Origin of the sequence: Streptomyces sp. NPDC005202 (assembly GCF_040608235.1) — a bacterium.
In the GTDB taxonomy this organism is placed as follows: domain Bacteria; phylum Actinomycetota; class Actinomycetes; order Streptomycetales; family Streptomycetaceae; genus Streptomyces.
In genome coordinates this window covers 621281-644285 of record NZ_JBEXHW010000001.1, presented here as the reverse complement: position 1 = coordinate 644285, position 23005 = coordinate 621281, and the positions used below count along the sequence as shown (strand labels likewise).

The 23005-nt window shown below is 71.7% G+C and carries 18 protein-coding genes; 4 read left to right on the top strand and 14 right to left on the bottom strand.

The window, feature by feature from the left end; translation table 11 throughout:
* Positions 1-6 precede the first annotated feature (6 nt).
* From pgeF to rsmH, 12 genes are all read right to left on the bottom strand, one after another.
* Complete coding sequence (gene pgeF, locus ABZV31_RS03015; protein WP_355887225.1) at positions 7-738, bottom strand: peptidoglycan editing factor PgeF; 732 nt, start codon at positions 736-738, stop codon at positions 7-9.
* On the bottom strand, positions 735-1934 hold the full coding sequence (gene ftsZ / locus ABZV31_RS03010) for a cell division protein FtsZ (protein WP_355887222.1): 1200 nt from the start codon (positions 1932-1934) through the stop codon (positions 735-737). The genes pgeF and ftsZ overlap by 4 nt, the downstream gene beginning before the upstream one ends.
* Before the next feature lie 278 nt (positions 1935-2212).
* Positions 2213-3007 carry an FtsQ-type POTRA domain-containing protein gene (locus ABZV31_RS03005; protein ID WP_355887219.1) on the bottom strand — a complete coding sequence of 265 codons (795 nt, stop codon included), beginning with the start codon at positions 3005-3007 and terminating at the stop codon, positions 2213-2215.
* A gap of 26 nt (positions 3008-3033) precedes the next feature.
* Positions 3034-4122: an undecaprenyldiphospho-muramoylpentapeptide beta-N-acetylglucosaminyltransferase gene (murG, locus tag ABZV31_RS03000; protein WP_355887216.1), complete on the bottom strand. Its 1089-nt coding sequence runs from the start codon at positions 4120-4122 to the stop codon at positions 3034-3036.
* Positions 4123-4128: 6 nt separating this feature from the next.
* Positions 4129-5499: a putative lipid II flippase FtsW gene (gene ftsW / locus ABZV31_RS02995; RefSeq protein ID WP_355887214.1), complete on the bottom strand. Its 1371-nt coding sequence runs from the start codon at positions 5497-5499 to the stop codon at positions 4129-4131.
* 90 nt (positions 5500-5589) lie between these two features.
* The gene (gene murD, locus ABZV31_RS02990) at positions 5590-7023 is read right to left on the bottom strand and encodes a UDP-N-acetylmuramoyl-L-alanine--D-glutamate ligase (protein ID WP_355887212.1); all 1434 of its coding nucleotides are present in this window, start codon (positions 7021-7023) and stop codon (positions 5590-5592) included.
* The gene (gene mraY / locus ABZV31_RS02985) at positions 7005-8075 is read right to left on the bottom strand and encodes a phospho-N-acetylmuramoyl-pentapeptide-transferase (RefSeq protein ID WP_355887592.1); all 1071 of its coding nucleotides are present in this window, start codon (positions 8073-8075) and stop codon (positions 7005-7007) included. Before mraY ends, murD begins: the two co-directional genes overlap by 19 nt.
* Complete coding sequence (gene murF, locus ABZV31_RS02980) at positions 8075-9490, bottom strand: UDP-N-acetylmuramoyl-tripeptide--D-alanyl-D-alanine ligase (RefSeq protein WP_355887209.1); 1416 nt, start codon at positions 9488-9490, stop codon at positions 8075-8077. Before murF ends, mraY begins: the two co-directional genes overlap by 1 nt.
* A gap of 4 nt (positions 9491-9494) precedes the next feature.
* Positions 9495-11159, bottom strand: coding sequence for a UDP-N-acetylmuramoyl-L-alanyl-D-glutamate--2,6-diaminopimelate ligase (locus ABZV31_RS02975; RefSeq protein ID WP_355887207.1), 1665 nt, complete (start codon positions 11157-11159; stop codon positions 9495-9497).
* A gap of 49 nt (positions 11160-11208) precedes the next feature.
* Positions 11209-13161: a penicillin-binding protein 2 gene (locus ABZV31_RS02970; RefSeq protein WP_355887204.1), complete on the bottom strand. Its 1953-nt coding sequence runs from the start codon at positions 13159-13161 to the stop codon at positions 11209-11211.
* Positions 13162-13166: 5 nt separating this feature from the next.
* A complete protein-coding gene (locus ABZV31_RS02965; protein WP_355887202.1) occupies positions 13167-13721 on the bottom strand; it encodes a septum formation initiator family protein in 555 nt (184 codons plus the stop codon).
* A gap of 82 nt (positions 13722-13803) precedes the next feature.
* Positions 13804-14760: a 16S rRNA (cytosine(1402)-N(4))-methyltransferase RsmH gene (rsmH, locus tag ABZV31_RS02960; RefSeq protein ID WP_355887199.1), complete on the bottom strand. Its 957-nt coding sequence runs from the start codon at positions 14758-14760 to the stop codon at positions 13804-13806.
* A 459-nt stretch (positions 14761-15219) separates the two neighbouring features.
* Here rsmH and ABZV31_RS02955 point away from each other — a divergent pair, with 459 nt between their 5' ends.
* From ABZV31_RS02955 to ABZV31_RS02940, 4 genes are all read left to right on the top strand, one after another.
* Complete coding sequence (locus ABZV31_RS02955) at positions 15220-15768, top strand: carbonic anhydrase (RefSeq protein WP_355887197.1); 549 nt, start codon at positions 15220-15222, stop codon at positions 15766-15768.
* Positions 15769-16049: 281 nt separating this feature from the next.
* Positions 16050-17087 carry a MoxR family ATPase gene (locus ABZV31_RS02950; protein ID WP_355887194.1) on the top strand — a complete coding sequence of 346 codons (1038 nt, stop codon included), beginning with the start codon at positions 16050-16052 and terminating at the stop codon, positions 17085-17087.
* Positions 17087-18460: a DUF58 domain-containing protein gene (locus tag ABZV31_RS02945; protein ID WP_355887191.1), complete on the top strand. Its 1374-nt coding sequence runs from the start codon at positions 17087-17089 to the stop codon at positions 18458-18460. Before ABZV31_RS02950 ends, ABZV31_RS02945 begins: the two co-directional genes overlap by 1 nt.
* A complete protein-coding gene (locus tag ABZV31_RS02940) occupies positions 18457-20838 on the top strand; it encodes a DUF3488 and transglutaminase-like domain-containing protein (protein ID WP_355887188.1) in 2382 nt (793 codons plus the stop codon). The genes ABZV31_RS02945 and ABZV31_RS02940 overlap by 4 nt, the downstream gene beginning before the upstream one ends.
* Before the next feature lie 263 nt (positions 20839-21101).
* On the opposite strand, the gene ABZV31_RS02935 is transcribed toward ABZV31_RS02940, so the two are convergent.
* Together ABZV31_RS02935 and ABZV31_RS02930 are read right to left on the bottom strand one after the other, a co-directional pair.
* A complete protein-coding gene (locus tag ABZV31_RS02935; RefSeq protein ID WP_355887185.1) occupies positions 21102-21491 on the bottom strand; it encodes a DUF3040 domain-containing protein in 390 nt (129 codons plus the stop codon).
* A 278-nt stretch (positions 21492-21769) separates the two neighbouring features.
* Positions 21770-22540 carry a methyltransferase gene (locus tag ABZV31_RS02930; protein ID WP_355887182.1) on the bottom strand — a complete coding sequence of 257 codons (771 nt, stop codon included), beginning with the start codon at positions 22538-22540 and terminating at the stop codon, positions 21770-21772.
* Between the last annotated feature and the right edge of the window lie 465 nt (positions 22541-23005).

Genomic DNA, 23005 nt, shown 5'->3' with positions numbered 1-23005 from the left:
GCCCCATCAGTCCAGCCAGACATAGCCCGCGAGCCGCCCGGTGGTGCGATCGCGGCGGTACGAGAAGTGGTCGCCCGACTCCAGCGTGCACACAGGCGACTGCTCCCGGTCATGCACCCCGAGCCGCTTCAGCTGCGCGTGCACGCCGGCGCTCACGTCGACCGCCGGCGTGCCCCAACTCGTCTCGGAGTGCGCCGCCGGCTCTGCGGCGGCCACCTCGGCGCGCATCGCCTCCGGCACCTCGTAGCACCGCCCGCAGACGGCGGGCCCGGTGCGGGCGACGATCCGGGCCGGCTCGGCGCCGAGCTCCACCATGGCCCGTACGGCGGCGGGGACGACCCCGGCGACCATGCCGGGCCGTCCGGCGTGGGCCGCGGCGGCGATCCGGGCGACGGGGTCGGCGAGCAGCACCGGCGTGCAGTCGGCGGTGAGCACGGCGAGGGCGAGTCCGCGGCGGGCGGTGACGACCGCGTCGACCGACGGGATCTCGGCGGAGGAGCCCCACGGCCCGTCCACCACCGCCACGTCCGCCCCGTGCACCTGGTTCATCCAGACCACCAGGGCCGGGTCGAGTCCGAGCGACTTGGCAGCCAGTTCGCGGTTGGTGCGTACGGCGTCGGGGTCGTCGCCGACCGCGCCGCCCAGATTGAGCTCCTCGTACGGAACGGCGCTCACCCCGCCCCACCGGTCGGTGAAAGCGAAGTGCGCGCCGTTCACGGTGTCGTGCTGTCCTATCACTTGAGGAAGTCCGGTACGTCCAGCTCCTCGGCCGCGCTGTCCGTGTAGGTCCGCGACGGCGGGACCGGCGGGGCGGCGGCCGGGAGGTCTTTCACCGGCGCCGGAGCGGCGGGCTCCGGCTCCTCCTTCGGCTTCACGCTGCCGAGCGAGCCGAAGGTCGGACGGCTCTCGGGCTGCTGCCGTACCGGGGTCGGCTCCTCGCGCTTGACCGAGGACGAGCCGAGGACGTTGTCCCGCCGGGCGGGCGGCTGGCCGCCGTCGAAGCCGGCCGCGATCACGGTGACCCGGACCTCGTCGCCGAGGGCGTCGTCGATGACCGCGCCGAAGATGATGTTGGCCTCGGGGTGGGCGGCCTCGCTGACCAGCTGAGCGGCCTCGTTGATCTCGAACAGGCCGAGGTCGGAGCCGCCGGAGATGGACAGCAGCACGCCCCGGGCGCCGTCGATGGAGGCTTCGAGCAGCGGCGAGGAGATCGCCATCTCGGCCGCGGCCACCGCGCGGTCGTCGCCGCGGGCCGAGCCGATGCCCATGAGGGCGGAACCGGCCTCCGACATGACCGACTTGACGTCGGCGAAGTCGAGGTTGATCAGGCCGGGGGTGGTGATGAGGTCGGTGATGCCCTGCACACCGGACAGCAGCACCTGGTCCGCGGACTTGAACGCGTCGAGCACGCTGACCTGGCGGTCCGAGATGGACAGCAGCCGGTCGTTGGGGATGACGATGAGGGTGTCGACCTCTTCACGGAGCTCGGCGATGCCGTCCTCGGCCTGGTTGGCGCGGCGCCGTCCCTCGAAGGTGAACGGGCGCGTGACCACGCCGATGGTGAGGGCACCCAGCGAGCGCGCGATGTTGGCCACGACGGGCGCGCCGCCGGTGCCGGTGCCGCCGCCTTCACCGGCCGTCACGAAGACCATGTCGGCCCCCTTGAGGACCTCCTCGATCTCCTCACGGTGGTCCTCGGCGGCCTTGCGGCCGACGGCCGGGTTGGCTCCGGCGCCGAGTCCGCGGGTGAGTTCGCGGCCGACGTCGAGTTTGACGTCGGCGTCGCTCATCAACAGCGCCTGTGCGTCGGTGTTGATGGCGATGAACTCGACGCCCTTGAGACCGACCTCGATCATCCGGTTGATGGCATTGACACCACCGCCGCCGACACCGATGACTTTGATGACTGCGAGGTAGTTCTGCGGTGCTGCCACGTCGAAGGCCTCTCGCCTCGAGTTACGTGTCGCCGCCTCGCGGTTGCGCCGCGATCCGACGACTGATGCCGAATGGGACGGTCCGAACGCCGACCCGAACCCTAACCCTGAAGTTTAGGGTTACCAGTGTGCCTGTTCCCTGGACTCTTCCGAACAGGACACTAAGTCGACAAGTGGCGCACGTTCAACGAACACGCCGAACCTCCCGTTTTTCTTTTCACCCTATGTGATCAGGCATAGCGGTGCCCAACCAGGGTGCTGGCCTGCGCGGATGTGCGTCAACTCCCTGATGACGCAGGCGCGGTGGGAACGCTGACGTCGAAGTGCCGCGCGCCGCGCGCGGCTTTCATCAGGGCGGTGAGCGTGCGCGCCTTCTCGCCGCTCTTCTCGCTGCTGCCCCACGCCACGGTGCGCCCGTCGTTCAACTCCAGCGAGATGTCGTCGTAGGTACGGACCTTGACGACCCGGGTCTCGCGCGCGACCTCGGCCGGAATCCGCCCGGCGACCGTGACCGCCTCGCGCACGAGCCGGCTCTCGCCGAAGCGCCGCAGGCTCGCGGCCGCCGAGCTTGCGCGAGAGAGGGACAATTCCAGGACGGGTACGCCTTTCGGAGCCCGCGAAACCACGGCGAATCGGACACCGGCGTCGTCCACTTCGATGAAGTTTCCGCCCTTTTTCTCCACCAGAACCGGAGTGCGCTCGACCACTTTCAGGCCGATTCCATGGGGCCAAGAGCGAACGACGTCAACCGAGTCAATTCGGGGCAATTCATGGCGCAGGCGTGCCGCGATCGCATCGGTGTCGACAGAAATCAGCGGCGCCCCGACCGGTACCTCGGCGGCCGCGCGCACCTGCGCGGGCGTCAAGACCCGTGCCCCGGAGACGGATACGCGCTCCACGCGCGTCCACGGCGAGCCGTACAGCAGCCAGAGGGAACCGGCACCGAGGAGCAGCGCGACGGCCGCCAGGATGACGATCGTACGAAGGCGGGGCAGCCTCAGCCGACGGGCCGGAGGCGGGCCGGACGACTCCTGCTGCCGCTCACCGCGCTCGGCGGTCGTCGGTCCGGCCACGCTCTCTGCCCTCCGTGCATATGGTCCTAACGGTGCGAGGCGATCGCCTCGTACACCATGCCGACGAGCAGGTCGTCGGCGTCCCGGCGGCCGAACTCGCTGGCGGCGCGGGACATCTGGTACAGCCGGTGCGGATCGGCGAGCACGGGCAGGACGTTCTGCTGCACCCATTCCGGCGTGAGTTCCGCGTCGTCGACCAGCAGTCCGCCGCCCGCCTTGACCACCGGTTGGGCGTTCAGCCGCTGTTCGCCGTTGCCGATGGGCAGCGGGACGTAGGCGGCCGGGAGCCCGACGGCGGAGAGTTCGGCGACGGTCATCGCGCCCGCGCGGCAGAGCATCATGTCGGCCGCGGCGTACGCGAGGTCCATCCGGTCCAGGTAACTTACCGGGACATAGGGGGGCATTCCCGGCATCTGGTGCACCTGCGGCAGTTCGTTCTTCGGACCGACCGCGTGCAGGATCTGGATCCCGGCCTGCTGGAGGTAGGGGGCGACCTGCTGAACGACCTCGTTGAGGCGGCGGGCGCCCTGCGAGCCGCCGGAGACCAGCAGCGTCGGCAGGTTCGGGTCGAGCCCGAACATCGCGCGGGCCTGGGGGCGCATGGCGGCCCGGTCGAGGGTGGCGATGGACCGGCGCAGCGGGATGCCGATGTAGCGGGCGTTCCGCAGCTTGCTGTCCGGCGTGGAGACGGCGACCTGGGCGGCGTACCGCGAACCGATCTTGTTGGCCAGGCCCGGGCGGGCGTTCGCCTCGTGGATGACGATCGGCACGCCGAGCCGCTTGGCGGCCAGGTAGCCGGGCAGGGCGACGTAGCCGCCGAAGCCGACGACGACGTCCGCCTTGGTGCGCTCAAGGATCTGCTCGGTCGCCCTGATCGTGCCGCGCAGCCGGCCCGGGACGGTGATCAGCTCGGGGGTCGGCTTGCGTGGCAGGGGTACGGCGGGGATCAGCGCGAGTTCGTAGCCACGCTCGGGTACGAGACGTGTCTCGAGGCCGCGCTCCGTGCCCAGGGCCGTGATCCCCACGGTCGGGTCCTGCCTGCGCAGGGCGTCCGCGAGGGCGAGCGCGGGCTCGATGTGGCCCGCGGTTCCTCCGCCGGCGAGTACGACATGCACCGAAATTCACCGCTCTCCGGACGAACGCGCCGCCGAGGCACGCCGTCGCATCGTGTTCCATCTCCGAGACCCTCGATCGGACCTCCGATCGAATGCAGAGCCTCCCGCCCGCTTTCTACCAAAGCGAGGTTGCCGCATCGCAAGCGCCGCCCGCGCAGCGGGCTCGTCCCGCGCGAAGGCGATCATCAGCCCGATGGCGAACATGGTCGGCAGCAGGGCGGATCCCCCGTAGGAGAACAGCGGGAGCGGGACGCCGGCGATCGGCAGCAGACCGAGCACCGCACCGATGTTGATCACCGCCTGCGCGGTGATCCAGGTGGTCACGCCTCCCGCGGCATACCTCACGAAGGGGTCCTCCGTGCGTCCGGCCACGCGGATACCCGCATAGCCTAGAGCCGCGAACAGGGCGAGCACCGACAGCGTCCCCGCGAGGCCCAGTTCCTCACCGGTCACGGCGAAGATGAAGTCGGTGTGCGCTTCAGGGAGTTGACCCCATTTTTCCACACTCGCGCCGAGTCCGGAGCCGAAGAGTCCGCCGGAGGCGAGGGCGTAGATGCCGTGCACCGCCTGCCAGCAGGTCCCGCCCGGCCCCAGGTCGGTGGCGCCGATGCAGGCGAGCCGGTCCATCCGGTTCGGGCTGGTCTTGATGAGGATCACACCGATCGCGCCCGCGATCGACAGCACGCTCACGAACAGCCGCGTGGGCGCGCCCGCCAGCCACAGCAGGCCGAACAGGATCGCGGTGAGGATGATCGCCGTCCCCATGTCGCCGCCGAGCATGATCAGACCGAGCAGTATGAAGGCGACCGGCACGAGCGGCACCAGCATGTGCTTCCACTGCGTCAGCAGCTTCTTTTCCTGCTTGCGCGCGATCAGGTCGGCGCCCCACAGCACCAGCGCCAGCTTGCCGATCTCGCTGGGCTGGATCTGGAAGGAGCCGCCCAGCGAGATCCAGTTCTGGTTGCCGTTGACCGCCGTCCCTATCCCGGGCACCTGTACCAGCGCCATCAGGAACACAGCGCCCGCCAGGATCGGGTAGGCCAGCGCCCGGTGCAGCCTGACCGGCATGCGGGACGCGGCGAACAGCAGCCCGGCTCCGATCACGGCCGCCAGGAGCTGCTTGCGGAAGAAGTACGACCCCGGCAGCGCCATCTGCAGCGCCGTGATCTGGGAGGCCGAGTAGACCATCACCAGGCCCAGCACGGTGATCAGCAGGCTGCCGCCGAGGATCAGGTAGTACGCCGTCAGCGGCCGGTCCCAGGCACGGCGGGCACGCATGACCAGGCGGCGTACGGAGTTGCCGCGCGGCGCCCCGGGAGCCGCGGGCCGGCCAACGGCCCGCTGGACGGGCGGCCGGCCGGTACGGCTACCGGGCATCGGCGCCTCCGCCGTACGTCGGCCGCGAGTGTGTGACTCGGTGCGCGCGTCCCACGCGTCCCTCCCAAGGTCGCCCGGCAGGCGGCCGGGTCAGGCGCCGAGTTCGCGAACCGCCTGAGCGAACGCGTCACCGCGCCTGTTGTAGTTGGCGAACATGTCCATGGAGGCGCAGGCCGGGGCCAGCAGCACGGTGTCGCCGGGCTGTGCGAGCCGCTTCGCCTCCTGGACAGCCTGGAGCATCGCCCCAGTGTCGGTCCGGTCGAGGTCGACGACGGGGACTTCGGGGGCGTGTCGCGCGAGGGCTTCACGGATGAGCGCGCGATCGGCACCGATGAGGACGACACCGCGAAGTCGCTTTGCCGACTTCGCGACCAGCTCGTCGAAGGTGGCCCCCTTCGCCAGACCGCCCGCGATCCACACGATCGACTCGTACGATGCCAACGAGGCTTCGGCGGCGTGGGTGTTGGTGGCCTTGGAGTCGTCGACGTACGCGACGCCGTCCACGTCGGCCACGTGCGCGATGCGGTGGGCGTCCGGGGTGAAGGCCCGCAGTCCGTCCCGTACGGCCTTGGCGGGCACCCCGAAGGCGCGGGCGAGGGCCGCCGCGGCAAGGGCGTTGGCGATGTTGTGCGGCGCCGGCGGGTTGACGTCGGAGACCTCGGCGAGCTCCTGGGCGTTCTTCTGCCGGTTCTCGACGAAGGCGCGGTCGACCAGGATGCCGTCCACGACGCCGAGTTCGGACGGCGCGGGCGTGCCGAGGGTGAAGCCGATGGCCCGGCAGCCCTCCTCGACGTCCGCCTCGCGCACCAGGTCCTCGGTGGCCTTGTCGGCGACGTTGTAGACGCAGGCGACCCGATTGCCCTCGTAGATACGGCCCTTGTCGGCGGCGTAGGCCTCCATGGAGCCGTGCCAGTCGAGGTGGTCGGGCGCCAGATTGAGCACCGCCGCCGAATGCGCCCGCAGGGAGGGCGCCCAGTGCAGCTGGTAGCTGGAGAGCTCGACGGCCAGGACGTCGTAGGGCTCCTCGCCGAGCACGACGTCCAGCAGCGAGACACCGATGTTGCCGACGGCGGCCGTGCGCAGGCCCGCCGCCTTCAGGATGGAGGCAAGCATCTGCACGGTGGTGGTCTTGCCGTTGGTGCCCGTGACGGCCAGCCAGGGGGGAGCGTCGGGGCCGCGCAGCCGCCAGGCCAGTTCCACGTCGCCCCAGACGGGGACGCCCGCCTTGTCGGCGGCGGCGAACAGCGGCTTGTCCGGCTTCCAGCCGGGGGCGGTGACGATGAGCTCGGTGCCCTCGGGCAGGGTGTCGCCGTCGCCGAGGCGCACGGTGATCCCCAGGGCCTCCAGCTCGGCCGCCTGCGCCCGCGCCCGCTCGTCGTCGCCGTCGTTGACGACGGTGACGTGCGCGCCGAGGCCGTGCAGGACCTTGGCCGCCGGGACACCGGAGACGCCGAGCCCGGCGACGGTGACGTGCTTGCCCTGGAATTCCGAAGGCGCCGAGGAGGTCACTTGTCTGCTGCCCATCCCGCGTAGAAGAGGCCCAGTCCGACGATCACACAGATGCCCTGAATGATCCAGAAGCGGACCACGACGAGCACTTCGGACCAGCCCTTGAGTTCGAAGTGGTGCTGGAGTGGCGCCATCCGGAAGACGCGCTTGCCGGTGAGCCGGAAGGAGCCGACCTGGATGACGACCGACATGGTGATGAGGACGAACAGGCCGCCGAGCAGCGCAAGCAGCAGCTCGGTGCGGGAGCAGATCGCCAGGCCCGCGAGCACACCGCCGAGGGCGAGCGAACCGGTGTCGCCCATGAAGATCTTGGCGGGCGAGGTGTTCCACCACAGGAAGCCGAGGCAGGCGCCCATCAGCGCGGAGGCGACGACCGCGAGGTCGAGCGGGTCGCGGACCTCGTAGCAGGCGTTGGGGTTGGTCAGGGTCTGCGCGTTGGCGCAGGACTCCTGGAACTGCCAGACGCCGATGAAGGTGTAGGCGCCGAAGACCAGCACGGAGGCGCCGGTGGCGAGGCCGTCCAGACCGTCGGTGAGGTTCACGCCGTTCGACATCGCGAGGATCATGAACAGCGCCCAGACCACGAACAGCACCGGGCCGATCGTCCAGCCGAAGTCCGTGATGAACGACAACTTCGTGGAGGCGGGGGTGTTGCCGCGATTGTCGGCGAACTGCAGCGACAGCACCGCGAAGGCGATGCCGACGATCAGCTGGCCGGCCATCTTCGCCTTGGCGCGCAGACCCAGCGAGCGGCGCTTGACGATCTTGATGTAGTCGTCCAGGAAGCCGACCAGGCCCATGCCCGCCATCAGGCCGAGGACCAGCAGGCCCGAGTACGTCGGCGCGTAGCCGGTGATGACCTTGGACAGGAAGTACGCGGCGATCGTCGCCAGGATGAAGGCGATGCCGCCCATGGTCGGCGTACCGCGCTTGCTGTGGTGCTCGCGCGGGCCGTCGTCGCGGATGTACTGGCCGTAGCCCTTGCGGGCGAGGAGTTTGATCAGCAGCGGGGTGCCGATCAGGGTCAGGAAGAGGCCAATGACACCTGCGAACAGGATCTGCTTCATCATCGGGCGGCAACCTCACCCTCGGCACCGGTCTCGAGCAGCGCCTGGGCGACGCTCTCGAGCCCGACCGAACGGGACGCCTTCACGAGTACGACGTCCCCCGGGCGCAACTCGCTGCGCAACAGGTCGATCGCCGCCTGTGCGTCGGACACGTGCACCGACTCCTCACCCCACGAACCCTCGTTATATGCGCCCAGTTGCAGCCAGGACGCTTCCCTGCCCCCGACCGCGACGAGCTTGCTGACGTTGAGCCGGACGGCGAGCCGTCCCACCGCGTCGTGCTCGGCGAGCGCCTCGTCCCCGAGCTCGGCCATCTTGCCGAGCACCGCCCAGGTCCGCCGTCCCTTGCCCATGGCCGCCAGCGCGCGCAGGGCGGCCCGCATGGACTCGGGGTTGGCGTTGTAGGCGTCGTTGACGACCGTCACGCCGTCCGGGCGCTCGGTGACCTCCATGCGCCAGCGGGAGAGGGAGCCCGCCTCGGAGAGCGCGGTGGCGATCTCTTCCGCGGACATGCCCAGCTCATGGGCGACGGCGGCCGCGGCGAGCGCGTTCGACACGTGGTGCTCACCGTACAGGCGCATGGTCACATCGTTTGCACCGGAGGGTGTGTGAAGCCTGAACGAGGGCTGTCCGCTGTCCGTGAGTCTCACGTTCTCGGCACGTACGTCCGCTTCGCCGGACTCACCGAAAAGGATCACCTTCGCCTTCGTACGGGAGGCCATGGCCCGTACCAACGGGTCGTCGGCGTTGAGGATCGCGGCACCGCCCTCGTCCGCCGGGGGCAGGCCCTCGACGAGTTCGCCCTTCGCCTGGGCGATCTGCTCCCGGCCGCCGAACTCGCCGATGTGGGCGGTGCCGACGTTGAGCACGACGCCGACCCTGGGCGGGGTCAGATCGGTGAGGTAGCGGATGTGGCCGATGCCGCGGGCGCCCATCTCCAGCACGAGGAACTGCGTCTCCTCGGTGGCGGTGAGCGCGGTGAGCGGCAGCCCGATCTCGTTGTTGAGGGAGCCGGGCGTGAACACGGTCGGCGCCTTGCGCTGGAGCACCTGGGCGATGAGGTCCTTGGTGCTGGTCTTGCCCGCGGAGCCGGTGAGGGCCACGAGGGTCGCGCCGAGCCGTTGTACGACGTGGCGGGCGAGGGCGCCGAGGGCGCTCCGGACGTCCTCGACGACGATCGCGGGCACGCCGACGGGGCGCGACGCCAGCACGGCGACCGCGCCCGCTTCCACGACCGCCTGCGCGAAGTCGTGGCCGTCCACGCGCTCCCCGACGAAGGCGACGAAGAGGCTGCCGGTCTCCACCTCCCGGGAGTCCCGGACGACGGGTCCGGTGACCTGGACGGACGGATCCGGTATGTCGTGCGTCTGCCCGCCGACGACTGCTGCGATCTCGGCGAGAGAGAGGGCGATCACAAGTTCATCCCTGGGTCTTCTGGATAGCTTCGCGAAGCACCTGGCGGTCGTCGAAGGGACGGACCACTCCGGCGATGTCCTGGCCCTGCTCGTGGCCCTTGCCCGCGACCAGCACGGTGTCACCGGGTTGCGCGCGGGCGACGGCGGCGGCGATCGCGGCGGCCCGGTCCTCGAAGAGGAGCACCTCGCCGCGCTCGTGCACGGGTACGGACGCCGCGCCCTGGAGCATGGTGGCGAGGATCGCGAGGGGGTCCTCGGAGCGGGGGTTGTCGGAGGTCAGTACGGCCGTGTCGGCGAGCCGGGCCGCGGCGGCGCCCATCGGCGCGCGCTTGGTCGTGTCACGGTCGCCGCCGCAGCCGAGCACGACGTGCAGGCGGCCCTTGGTGACCTTGCGCAGGGCGCGCAGCACCGACTCGACGGCGTCGGTCTTGTGGGCGTAGTCGACGACCGCGAGGTACGGCTGTCCGGCGTCCACGCGCTCCAGCCGCCCCGGCACGCCCGCTACGGCGGCGATGCCGTCGGCGGCGGCCTGCGGATCGAGGCCGGCGGCGGCGAGGGCGACGATCGCGGCGAGGGTGTTGGCGACGTTGAAGGGGCCCGGCAGCGGCGACTTGGCGGCGATCCGCTGCCCCTCGGGGCCGATCACGGTGAACGTCGAGTCCATCGGGCCGACCTGGACGTCCTCGGCGCGCCAGTCGGCGTCGGGGTGGCCCTCGGCGGAGAAGGTGACGACGGGGACCGTGGCCTCCCGGGCGAGCCGCCGCCCGTACTCGTCGTCGTGGTTGATCACCCCGAGTTTGCTGCGTTTCGGCGTGAACAGCTGTGCCTTGGCCCGGTAGTAGTCCTCCATGTCGGAGTGGAACTCCATGTGTTCCGGGCTGAGGTTGGTGAAGACGCCGATGTCGAAGACGCAGCCGTCGATACGGCCGAGGACCAGGGCGTGGCTGGAGACCTCCATGGCGACCGCCTCGACGCCGCGTTCGCGCATGACCGCGAACAGGGCCTGGAGGTCGGTGGCTTCGGGGGTGGTGCGCTCGGACTTGATGCGCTCGTCGCCGATGCGCATCTCGACCGTGCCGATCAGTCCGGTGGACCTGGCCGTCTTCAGGCCGCCCTCGACGAGGTAGGCGGTGGTGGTCTTGCCGGAGGTGCCGGTGATGCCGATCTGGAGCAGGTCGTGGCCGGGGTGGCCGTAGATGGTGGCCGCCAGCTCGCCCATCCGCCCGCGCGGGTCGTCGACGACCAGGACCGGCAGGCCGGTCGCGGCGGCCCGCGCGGCGCCCGTCGGGTCGGTCAGCACGGCGACGGCACCGAGGCCGACCGCCTGCGTGACGAAGTCGGCGCCGTGCGCGCGGGCCCCGGGCAGGGCGGCGTACAGATCGCCGGGGCGCACGGCGCGCGAGTCGTGGGTGATGCCCATGACCTCGACGGCGCTCTGCGGGGTCTCCGGCTGCTCGGCACCCAGCCGACCGGCGAGCTCCGCGAGGGGTGTGGCGGAGACGTGAACCGGTCGCGGCGGTCCCGGATAGGTCACGGAAGCGCCCTTCTGGGTGGTTTGGGACTGATCAGCGTGTGGCACGGCGGTGAGCGTACCGGGCGTACCCGCCTGCGAGCGAAGCGAGGGCTCGAGCGGGGTGCGGTTCCCGGGGTCCGGGGTGATCGTTGTCACGGGGCTGGTTCCTGGTCGGTCTGTCCGGTGGTGCGGATCACGGTGCCGGTCACGGCTTGAAGTCGACGGGCAGGTTCGCGGACTGCGCCCCGGTCGGCGGCACCTGGAGGGTCTTGAGAGCGAACTCCATGACCTGCTTGTAGATCGGGCCGCAGATCTGGCCGCCGAAGTAGCTGCCCTTGGTGGCGTTCTGGATCGCGCAGTAGACGGTGATGCGGGGGTTGTCGGCGGGTGCGAACCCGGCGAACGACGAGGTGTAGCCGCGGTACCTGCCGGTGGCCGGATCCACGCGGTTGGCCGTGCCCGTCTTGCCCGCGACCCGGTAGCCGGGGATGCGTGCCGTGATGCCGGTGCCCTGCTCGTCGTCCACGACGGACTCCAGCATCTCGGCGAGCTCCTTCGCCGTCTTCGCGCTCACGACCCGCGTCTTTGCGGGCCTCGGGGCGGGCGTGAAGCGGCCGTCGGCGCCCCTGGTGCCGCGCACCAGCGTCGGCTGGACCCGGACGCCGCCGTTGGCGATGGTCGAGTAGACGGACGCCGCCTGCATGGCGTTGATGGAGAAGCCCTGGCCGAAAGGAATCGTGTACTGCTGCGAAGTGGACCACTTGTCGGGCGGCGCGAGGATGCCCCTCGTCTCGCCGGGGAAGCCGAGCCCGGTGTAGTTGCCGATGCCGAACTTGCGCAGGTACGAGTACAGGACCTTGTTGGCCTGCGCCTGCGTCTTGCCCAGCTGCCCGGTGGCCAGGATGGTGCCGATGTTGCTCGACTTGGCCAGCACGCCGTTGAGCGTCAGGTACCAGGTCGCGTGGTCGATGTCGTCCTGGAAGAGCCGGTCGCCGCGGTGCAGCCGGTTGGGCACGACGACGTGCGTGAGCGGCGTGGCCGCGTTCTCCTGCAGGACGGCGGCCATCGACATGACCTTGGCGGTGGAGCCGGGCTCGTAGGCGTCCTGGAGGGCCGCGTTGCCCAGCGCCGACGCGTCGGCCTTGGACAGGTCGTTGGGGTCGAAGCCCGGCGAGTTCGCCATGGCGAGGATCTCGCCGGTCCGGGTGTCCTGCACGATCACGTAGCCGCGGTCCGCCCCGGACTTCTCCACCTGCTCGGTGATGGCGTTCTGGGCGGCCCACTGGATGTCGCGGTCGATGGTGAGCTCCACGTCGGAGCCGGCCACCGCGGGCGTCTCGGTGGAGCCCACGGTGGGCACCTCGCGGCCGCCGGACTGGGCGTAGCGGACCTTGCCGGCCTTGCCGGAGAGCTGCTTGTTCATCTGCTGCTCGATGCCACCGCCGCCCCGGCCGTCGGCGTTGACCCAGCCCAGTATCCCGGCGGCGAGGTCGCCGTTGGGGTACACGCGCTTGCTGCTGGGGTCGGCGAAGACGCCGGCGAGGACGTTGACCGTGGACCTGTCCGTCTGGGCCTTCTTGGCGAGCGCGGTCTTCAGGTCCTTGATCTGCTTCCAGACCTGCGGGGTCTGGCGGCGCGCCAGCAGGACGTACCGCGTGTTCTGCGTCCGCAGCTTCTTGGCGATCGCAGCCTGGTCCTGGCCGAGGATCGGGGCGAGCAGGGCGGCCGCCTGCTCGGGCCCGTCGCCGATCTTCAGCTGCTCGCGCGTGAACATCGTGGGGTCGGCCGTGATGTCGTCGGCGTCCACGCTGATCGCGAGGGCCACGCCGTTGCGGTCGGTGATCCTGCCCCGCTCGGCGGCGAGCGTGTGGACGACGTAGCGGTTCGCGTCGGCCTTGGCCGCGTACGCGCTCGCGTCGACGGCCTGCACCTGGAGCAGCCGTACGACGAAGACAAGCAGCACCAGGGTCAGCGCGAGGGCGACCATGCGCAGGCGCGGGCGGGGGCTGCCGAGCCGGAGGACGCGCGCGGCCCCGGGGCGGGGCGGGCCGGGGCGGCGGGCCGGGCGGGCGCCGGGGCCGGGGCGCTGCCGGCTGCCGGGGCGGGCCGGCCTGGCGGGTCCGGGCACGCGGCGGCGCGGCGGTTCCCTGTCGGACACTTCCGTCACCTGCCGGGGGTCGTGGTCGTGGTCGTGGCGGGCTGGGGCGGGGTCGGGGTGGCCGTGAGGGCCGGGTCGGGGGGCGAGGCGTTCTCCGGGGCGGTCGGCGGCGCGATCGAGGTCGTGCTGTTGGTGAGAGCGGTCCCGAGCACCTCGGGTGGTACGGCCACCGGGGCCTCCTCCACGGAGGACTGCTGGGCGGCGGCCGAGGGGACGCCCTTCACCGTGCCGTCGGGGTTGAGGAAGGCCGGGTCGCCGCCGGGCACCATGCCGAGCTCGTGGGCGCGGCGCTGGAGGGCGTCCGGGGCGGAGTAGGAGTCGATGTCCCGCTCGAGGGCCTGTTCCTCGTCGGTGAGGTTCTTGGTGTCCTTCTGCAGGTCGTCGAGCTGGAACGCCCCTTCGCTGAGCGCGGAGTTCAGCACCAGGAGCCCGATGAGGCCGCCGCCGAGGAGGAGCACGACGAGGAGGACGAAGGGCGTGCGGGCGGCCTGTCCCCGGTTCGCCGGGAGGAGCCGCGCGAGCCGGGCGGCCCGGCCTCTCAGTTCGGGCTTCCTGCTCACTGGTCCCCCCGAGTCCGCTCTTCCCACTCACCCACCGCGCGGGGGGCGGCGTTGAACCCGTACGGCCGCCCCGTCACCTGCCTCACTCGACGTCCTCCCTGATGCGCTCGGCCCCGCGCAGCCGGGCGGGTGCCGCCCGCCGGTTCTGGGCGACTTCTTCCTCGGTGGGAAGTTCGGCACCGCGCGTCAGCAGCTTGAGCCGGGGCTGGTAGCGCTCGGGGACGACCGGCAGCCCGGGGGGCGCGGTCGAGGCGGCGCCGGCGGCGAACACCTGCTTCACCAGACGGTCCTCGAGCGAGTGGTACGACAGCACGGCGATCCGCCCGCCGACGTCGAGCGCCTTCACCGCGGCCGGGATCGCCCGCTCCAGGACGGCGAGTTCGCCGTTGACCTCGATGCGCAGCGCCTGGAAGGTGCGCTTGGCCGGGTTGCCGCCGGTGCGCTTGGCGGCTTGCGGCAGGGCGTCCCGGATCAGTTCCACGAGGCGGGCGCTGTTGGTGAACGGCTTCTTCTCCCGCTCGCGCACGATCGCGGACACGATCCGCTTGGCCTGCTTCTCCTCGCCGTAGGCCCGGAGGATGCGGACCAGTTCGCCGGCCGGGTAGGTGTTGAGGACCTCGGCGGCGCTGATGCCGGCCGTCTGGTCCATGCGCATGTCGAGGGGCGCGTCCTGGGCATAGGCGAAGCCGCGGTCGGCCTCGTCGAGCTGCATGGAGGAGACGCCGAGGTCGAACAGGATCCCCTGGACGCGCGGGATGCCCAGTCGCGCGAGCACGTCGGGCAGCTCGTCGTAGACGGCATGCACCAGGGTGGCCCGCTCGTCGAAGGGGGCGAGACGCTCGCCGGACAGGCGCAGTGCCTCCTTGTCGCGGTCGAGGCCGACGAGCCGTACCTCGGGGAAGCGGGTGAGCAGCGCCTCGCTGTGGCCGCCGAGGCCGAGGGTACAGTCGACGACCACCGCTCCCGGCCGCTCCACAGCGGGCGCCAGCAGGTCCAGGCACCGCTGGAGCATCACGGGGACGTGTCGACTCTGGCTCAAGGGGCCCTCTCAGGTCCGGCGCGGGCCGTACGCACCACCGGGTCCCCGCCCTCCCCCAGTTGACGCCGGGGGTGCCCCCAGTGAAGGGGAGGCCTGCCGGCGCCGGAAGCGTCAGCCGACCGGGAGCGGGAGGAGGCCGAGCCGTACGTACGCGCCGCGCACGTGGGGAGACCGTCCGTGCGTGTGCCGGGGTCTCCGGGGAAATGCAGTCCAGCAGGGAGAGCCACGCCTCCCGCTTCGCGTCACTTTAGTCCACCCTGTCTCCCGGTCAATCAACCGGCCTGCGCGTCGCCCGTCGGAGTATCGGCGACACCCCAACGACACCCCAATTCGAAAATATTCACCCGTACAGGTGCAGGTTTGCGCTTCGTGTGGAGTCGCTCACAACAAGCCACGGTGGCGTTCTTTGTCCCTTCTCGCAGCAGGACTGGAACGCGGGTGACCAGTACCGTCATGAGTATGACGACTTCTGCAGCAGTGCCCGCCGGGTCCGAAGGCGCCATAACCGGCGGCGGCACCGTTACCGATCGCCTCGTGGAGGCCAACCAACGTTATGCCGCCGCGTTCACCGACCCCGGGATGGACGCCCGCCCCGTCCTGCGGGTCGCTGTCGTGGCCTGCATGGACGCCCGTCTCGACCTGCACGATGCGCTCGGCCTGGAGCTCGGCGACTGTCACACCATCCGCAACGCGGGCGGCGTCGTCACCGACGACGTGATCCGCTCGCTGACCATCAGCCAGCGGGCGCTCGGCACCCGCAGCGTCGTCCTGATCCACCACACCGGCTGCGGTCTGGAATCCCTCACCGAGGAGTTCCGGCACGAGCTGGAGATGGAGGTCGGGCAGCGCCCGGCCTGGGCCGTGGAGGCCTTCCGGGACGTCGACCAGGACGTACGGCAGTCGATGCAGCGCGTGCGCACCTCGCCGTTCCTGCTGCACACCGACGACGTGCGCGGTTTCGTCTTCGACGTCAAAACGGGTCTGCTGCGCGAGATCGACCCCGCCTGAGGGGCCCGCCCGTCCCGCCCATCCCGCGAGAAATTCCGCACACGTCGAACCGCCATCGCACGCAAAAGGCTGTAAGACCCGACATATCGCGGCCAGTTGTCCACAGGCGAGTGACACGAACCAGTAACGGCAACAAGAATGCGGGTGTGGCGTCACGCGGAACTTTTCACGCGTGGTGTCCGTGTTTCGGGGTGGGCCGGTCCGCGCAGCAGAGCGTCGGTCCGGAAAGTTGGGGTATCCCCTGCTCGTTCAGAGCCTGGGGAAGGGCCGAGGAGGGCCGGGTGACGACCTATGACGATCGAGCGAGCCTTACAGATCTGACTGCCACTGTGGAGCGGGTCCGCAGTTCGGTGGAAGGAGTGATCGAGGGCAAGCCCGAGGTCGTACGGCTTTCGCTGACCGTGCTGCTCGCCGAGGGACATCTTCTGATCGAGGACGTCCCGGGGGTGGGCAAGACGATGCTCGCCAAGGCGCTGGCGCGGTCCATCGACTGTTCGGTGCGGCGCATCCAGTTCACGCCCGACCTGCTGCCGTCGGACATCACCGGCGTGTCCATCTGGGACCAGCAGCGCCGGGACTTCGAGTTCAAGCCGGGCGCCGTCTTCGCGCAGATCGTGATCGGCGACGAGATCAACCGCGCCTCCCCCAAGACCCAGTCGGCGCTGCTGGAGTCGATGGAGGAGCGCCAGGTCACCATCGACGGGCAGACGTACGAGCTGCCCAGCCCCTTCATGGTGGTGGCCACGCAGAACCCGGTCGAGATGGAGGGCACCTACCCGCTGCCCGAGGCCCAGCGCGACCGCTTCATGGCCCGTGTCTCCATCGGCTACCCGAGCCCGGACGCGGAGCTGCAGATGCTCGACGTGCACGGCGGGGTGAGTCCGCTGGACGACCTCCAGCCGGTGGCACACGCGCACGACATCGTCAAGCTGATCGAGGCAGTGCGCGGCGTCCACGTCGCCGAAACGGTCCGGCGGTACGCGGTGGAACTGGTCGCCGCCACGCGTACCCACCCCGACCTCAGACTCGGCGCCTCCCCGCGCGCGACGCTGCACCTGCTGCGCGCGGCGAAGGCGTCCGCAGCCCTGAGCGGCCGGGAGTACGTGCTGCCGGACGACGTGCAGGCCCTCGCCGTGGCCGTCCTGGCCCACCGGCTGCTGCCCACCGCCCAGGCCCAGCTCAACCGCCGTACGGCGGAGCAGGTCGTCCAGGAGATCCTGCAGCGCACCCCGGTGCCGGCGGCGCCCCAGCAGCAGAGCGGCTTCGGCCTGGGCCGCGGCACGCCGGCGTTCGGCCAGCAGCCGCCGCGGAGGCTGTGATGACCACCCCGGGGACGGCGCACGCGGAGGACGACCGGGGCGACGGTGGCGGCCTCCGCACCGCGCTGGCCGGTCTGACCACCCGCGGACGCTCCTTCCTGGCCGCGGGAATCGCGACCGCGATCTGCTCCTACGTCCTGGGGCAGAGCGACCTGCTGCGGGTCGGCCTGCTGCTCGCCGTGCTGCCGCTGGTCTGCGCGACCGTGCTCTACCGCACGCGCTACCGGGTCGCCGGCAGCCGCCGTCTGTCCCCCGCGCGCGTGCCCGCCGGCAGCGAGGCCCGCGTCCATCTGCGGATGGACAACGTCTCGCGGCTGCCCACGGGCCTGCTGATGCTCCAGGACCGGGTGCCCTACGTGCTCGGCCCCCGGCCCCGCTTCGTGCTCGACCGCGTGGAGCCGGGCGGCCGCCGCGAGGTGTCCTACCGGGTCCGCTCCGACCTGCGCGGCCGCTATCCGCTGGGCCCGCTGCAGCTGCGCCTGACCGACCCGTTCGGGATGTGCGAACTGACCCGCTCCTTCTCGACGTTCGACACCCTGACCGTCATCCCGCGCGTGGAACCGCTGCCGTCGGTGCGCCTGAGCGGCGAGGCCAAGGGGTACGGCGACGGGCGGCAGCGCTCGCTGGCGCTGGCGGGCGAGGACGACGTGATCCCGCGCGGGTACCGCTACGGCGACGACCTGCGCCGCGTGCACTGGCGCTCCACCGCGCGCTACGGCGCGCTGATGGTGCGCCGCGAGGAGCAGCCGCAGCGCGCCCGCTGCACGGTGCTCCTGGACACCCGGGGCCTCGCCTTCCGGGGCGCGGGCCCGGACTCGGCCTTCGAGTGGGCCGTGTCGGGCGCGGCCTCCGTTCTGGTGCACATGCTGGAACAGGGCTTCTCGGTGCGGTTGCTCACCGACACCGGCAGCTCGGTGCCCGGCGAGGGCAGCGACGGGTTCGCGGGCGCGAGCCAGGAGTCGGCGGACGCGGCCGGGCTGATGATGGACACCCTCGCGGTGATCGACCACTCGGACGGCGGGGGACTGTCCCGGGCGTACGACGTGCTGCGCGGCGGCAACGAAGGGCTGCTGGTGGCCTTCTTCGGCGATCTCGACGAGGAGCAGGCCGCGATCGTCGCCAAGATGCGGCAGCGCAGTGGCGGCGCGGTCGCCTTCGTGCTGGACAGCGACGCGTGGGTGCGGGAACCGACCGACGTGCCCGGTCCCGTGAACAGGACGGAGGAGCGGCTGCGGATGCTGCGCGAGGCGGGCTGGACGGCCGTGAGCGTGCCGCGGGGCGCCCCGCTGGACGAGGTGTGGCGCCAGGCGGACCGGGAGCGCACCGGCGTCGGCGCGTCGAGCGGGACGGGCATCGGGGAGGGGTGGTCGTGAGCGGGCGGACACGACTGGCGCTGTGCGCCACGGCGGCCACGCTGATGGCGGCGTGCGCCCTGCTGCCGCTGGTCTCCCCGGCGACGTGGATCCTGCAGGCCGCCATCCTGCTGGCGGCGCAGTCGGGCGTGGGCGCGGCGGCCCGGCGGGTGCCGCTGGCCCGGCCGCTGACCGTGGCGGCGCAGGCCCTGGTCACGCTGGTGCTACTGACCCTGGTCTTCGCCCGCGCGCAGGCCTTCATCGGGCTGATCCCCGGGCCGGACGCGTTCCGCCACTTCGCCGACCTGTTGCAACAGGGCACGGACGACGTCGGGCGGTACGCGATACCGGCGCCGCTGTCCCCCGGCATCCGGCTGCTGCTCATCGGCGGCGTCCTGGTGATCGGGCTGATCGTGGACACCCTCGCGGTGACCTTCCGCAGCGCGGCCCCCGCGGGCCTGCCGCTGCTCGCGCTGTACTCCGTGGCCGCGGGGCTGTCCGACGGCAGCGCCGACTGGCTGTGGTTCCTGGTCGCGGCCGCCGGCTATCTGATGCTGCTGCTGGCCGAGGGACGGGACCGGCTCTCGCAGTGGGGCCGGGTGTTCGGCGGGGCGCCGCGCACCCCGGGCGGGGATCCGAGCGGCGCGGTGGCGCCGGTGCGCACCGGGCGCCGCATCGGCGCGGTCGCGCTGGGCATCGCCCTGGTGGTGCCGCTGACCCTGCCCGCGATGCAGGGCGGCCTGCTCGACGCTCCCGGGACCGGCGTCGGCTCGGGCACCGGGGACGGCGGCACGATCTCCGCGGTGAACCCGCTGGTGTCGCTGCGCGACAGCCTGAACGTGGACGAGGACCGCACGGTGATGACGCTGCGCGCGGACACCGGCGACACCTCGGACCTGTATCTGCGGATCGTGTCCCTGGACGACTTCGACGGCACCACCTGGAAGCCGTCCCAGCGGCACATCATCGGCGTGCCCGACCCGTTCCCCACCCCGGCCGGCCTCGGCCGCGACGTCAAGCGCTCGGAGATCACCACCACGATCTCGGCGGCCGACTGGTACGCCCAGGACTGGCTGCCGATGCCGTATCCGCCGAGCGGCGTGCGAATCAAGGGCAGTTGGCGTTACGAACCCGTCGGCATGACGCTCGTCGGCGACCACGGCCAGAGCACGCGCGGACTGACGTACCAGGTGAAGAGCCTGGACGTGCAGCCGACGGCGCAACAACTGGCCACGGCGCCGGACCCGTCGCCGGGTCTGAGGACCGAGTACACCAAGGTGCCCGCGTCGCTGCCGGCCGTGGTCGCCAGGACCGCCCGCAAGGTCACCGACGGTGCGGCGAACCACTACGAGCAGGCGGTCAAGCTCCAGGACTACTTCGCCGTGACCGGCGGCTTCCAGTACGACACCCGGGTCGAGGTGGGCAGCGGCCCTCAGGCGATCGCACGGTTCCTGAAGGACAAGCAGGGCTTCTGCGTGCACTTCTCGTTCGCGATGGCCGCGATGGCCCGCACACTCGGTATACCGGCCCGGGTCGCGGTGGGTTTCGCGCCCGGTGCCCCGCAGGCCGACGGCACGGTGTCGGTGGGGCTGAAGGACGCGCACGCCTGGCCCGAGCTGTACTTCGAGGGCGTCGGCTGGACCCGCTTCGAGCCGACGCCGACCCGCGGCACGGTGCCCTCGTACACCCAGTCGGACACGCCGGGCAGCACCCTGCCGGCCCCGGCGGCGCCGTCCAGCGCGGCAAGCGCGGCGCCCTCCACCGCGCCCTCGGCGAGCCAGAGCTGCACGCCGGAGCTGAAGCGGCTGCAGGAGTGCGCGAGCCCGTCCGCGCAGGCCGTCCCGCACCACGACGACGGCCCGAAGTGGTACGCGGTGCCGGCGTGGACGCTGGCCGGGCCGGCCGCCCTCGCGCTGCCGCTGTCGCCGCTGCTGTGGCGGAGGCGGATCCGGTCCGTCCGGCTCGGCGCGCACGGACGCAGCGAAGCGGACGCGGCGGTCCACACCCTGGCCGTCTGGCAGGAACTGACGGACACGGCCTGGGACTTCGGGATCCTGCCCGACGAGTCGCAGACCCCGCGCAGGGCGGCCGCCCGGATCGTCCGCCTCGGGCATCTCGACCCGGTGACCGCGGCGTCGGTGCACCGGCTGGCGGACGCCGTGGAACAGGTCCTCTACGCTCCGCGGCCGCGCCCCACAGCGGGCCTCGCGGAGGACGTCCGCCGCATCACCGAGGCCCTGCGCAGCACGGTCGGCCGTGGGACCAGACTCCGCGCCACGTTCGTCCCGCGCTCGGCCGCGCGCCTGGCGTGGGCGGCCTCGGCCTGGTGGGCCTCACTGAGGGCCCGCGCGACGGCCGCCCGGCCGACGGTGCGCAAGCCGTCGGGGCAGCAGGGCTGAGGCGGTACGGCAGCGAGGTGCCGCCGACAGGCCGCGGCCCCTCCGGGACGCGGTCTGCGAGCAGGTTCGACCCCTCCGGGAGGCGGGCTGCGAGCCGGTTCGACCCCTCCGGGAGGCGGGTTGCGGGCACGCCCCGGCTCCTCCGGGATGCCGTCTGTCGCAGGTTCCGGCCCCTCCGGGAGGCGGTTTCCGGACATGCGTGAGGGGGTGACCACCGTCGGTGGTCACCCCCTCAGTCACGTCTTGAGGAGCTGCTCGGCGGGCTAGTGGCCCTGCTCGTCGCGGCGGCGCTGCCAGCGCTCTTCGATACGGTCCATCATGGAGCGCTTCGGCCGGGCCTGACGGCGGGCGTGCGGGCCGCCGACGGGCTGCTCGCCCGGCTTGGGGGCCTTGCGCCAGCCGGTCACGGCCAGCACGGCACAGCCCAGCATGACGAGGAAACCCACCACACTGACCCAGATCTGCTGGGCGACCATTCCTGCCATGAGGAGCGCGATACCCACGAGGAAGCCCGCGACCGCCTGGTAGACCCGCCGCCGGGTGTACGTACGCAGCCCGCTTCCCTCAAGCGCCGACGCGAACTTCGGATCTTCGGCGTACAGCGCTCGCTCCATCTGCTCGAGCATGCGCTGCTCGTGCTCCGAGAGCGGCACGGAGTCCTCCTCATCGTGCAGTCGCCGGGGCGACCCGGGGGGTCCCTTCAGGATAGGCAGGGAATCGCCCCCGTGAAACCCGCCCCTCTGCGCCAATTGGCCAACCGAATCCGCCATGGCCGACCCGGCTCGCTGAGGCTTCCATTCCCCGGCGGCCGGCCCGTCATGCCGGGCCGTGTCCTTCGATCATACGGCGCAAAGGCCTCGATCGGGGGGGCCTGTGGCGGACTCCATCCGCGGGCCGGGACGCCGATCAACGGGCCACCGCCAAGGGCGGCTCAGGCCTCGGCGGCCCCCTGCGTCTCACCGAGCACGTGGAGCTGCGTGGCCACGGAGTGGAACGCCGGGAGTTCGGCCGCCGCGGCCTCCAGCTTCAGCAGCGCGTCCAGGGCTCCGGGCTCGGTGTCCACCAGCACGCCGGGCACCAGATCGGCGAAGACCCGTACACCGTGCACCGCGCCGACTCTCAGCCCCGCGGCCTCGACGAGCGCGGTGAGCTGGTCGGCGGTGAAGCGGCGCGGCATCGGGTCACCCGCGCCCCAGCGCCCGTCGGGGTCGTCGAGGGCCTGCTTGGCCTCCTTGAAGTGGCCGGCCAGGGCGCGCGCGAGCACGGCGCCGCCGAGCCCGGCGGCGAGCAGGCTGAGGACCCCCTCGGTGCGCAGGGCGGCCACCGCGTTGCGGACGCCCTCGGCGGGGTCGTCGACGTACTCCAGGACGCCGTGGCACAGCACGACGTCGTAGCCGCCGCGCTCGACCACGTCGAAGAGCCCGTGGGCGTCGCCCTGCACGCCCTGTACCCGGTCGGCCACGCCGGCCTCCGCGGCACGGCGCTCCAGCGCGAACAGCGCGTTGGGGCTGGGGTCGACGACGGTGACCCGGTGGCCGAGGCGGGCGAGGGGCACGGCGAAGTTGCCGCTGCCGCCTCCGGTGTCGAGGACGTCCAGCGACTCCCGACCCGTGGCCTTGACCCGGCGGTCGAGGGCGTCCTGGAGGACCTCCCAGACCACGGCGGTACGGAGAGAAGCGCGGGGGCGCATCGGGTCCGACACGGCAGTTGACTCCTCGGCGCGGCCCCGCCTCTGGCACGGCGGAGCGATCGGGCTGCCTCCCCGGCCCGGGGTGCGGGAGGAGGGAAGGCTTCAGGCGCCCTCCACCCTATTGCCTACGGCGTCGTACCTGCCCATCGCCTCCACCGCCGTGGCAGGTCATCCACCTCGCGCCACGGTCGGCACCCACCACGCCGAGCGGATGCCAGGGCTGCGCCCGCACGCCGGCCCACCTCCGCAGCACACGGCCGGCCCCGCAGACACGGCTCCCCTCCGCAGCACACGGCCGGCTCCCGCAGACACGGCTCCCCTCCGCAGCACACGATCGGCTCCCGCAGACACGGCTCCCCTCCGCAGCACACGATCGGCTCCCGCAGACACGGCTCCCCTCCGCAGCACACGATCGGCTCCCGCAGACACGGCTCCCCTCCGCAGCACACGATCGGCCCCCGCAGACACGGCTCCCCT

What these genes read in the sequence shown, in the direction of transcription:
- ftsW (WP_355887214.1), bottom strand. Translation starts at nt 5,499, where the DNA reads ATGCCCGGTAGCCGTACCGGCCGGCCGCCCGTCCAGCGGGCCGTTGGC.
- murD (WP_355887212.1), bottom strand. Translation starts at nt 7,023, where the DNA reads ATGGGCAGCAGACAAGTGACCTCCTCGGCGCCTTCGGAATTCCAGGGC.
- mraY (WP_355887592.1), bottom strand. Translation starts at nt 8,075, where the DNA reads ATGAAGCAGATCCTGTTCGCAGGTGTCATTGGCCTCTTCCTGACCCTG.
- ABZV31_RS02955 (WP_355887197.1), top strand. Translation starts at nt 15,220, where the DNA reads ATGACGACTTCTGCAGCAGTGCCCGCCGGGTCCGAAGGCGCCATAACC.
- ABZV31_RS02945 (WP_355887191.1), top strand. Translation starts at nt 17,087, where the DNA reads ATGACCACCCCGGGGACGGCGCACGCGGAGGACGACCGGGGCGACGGT.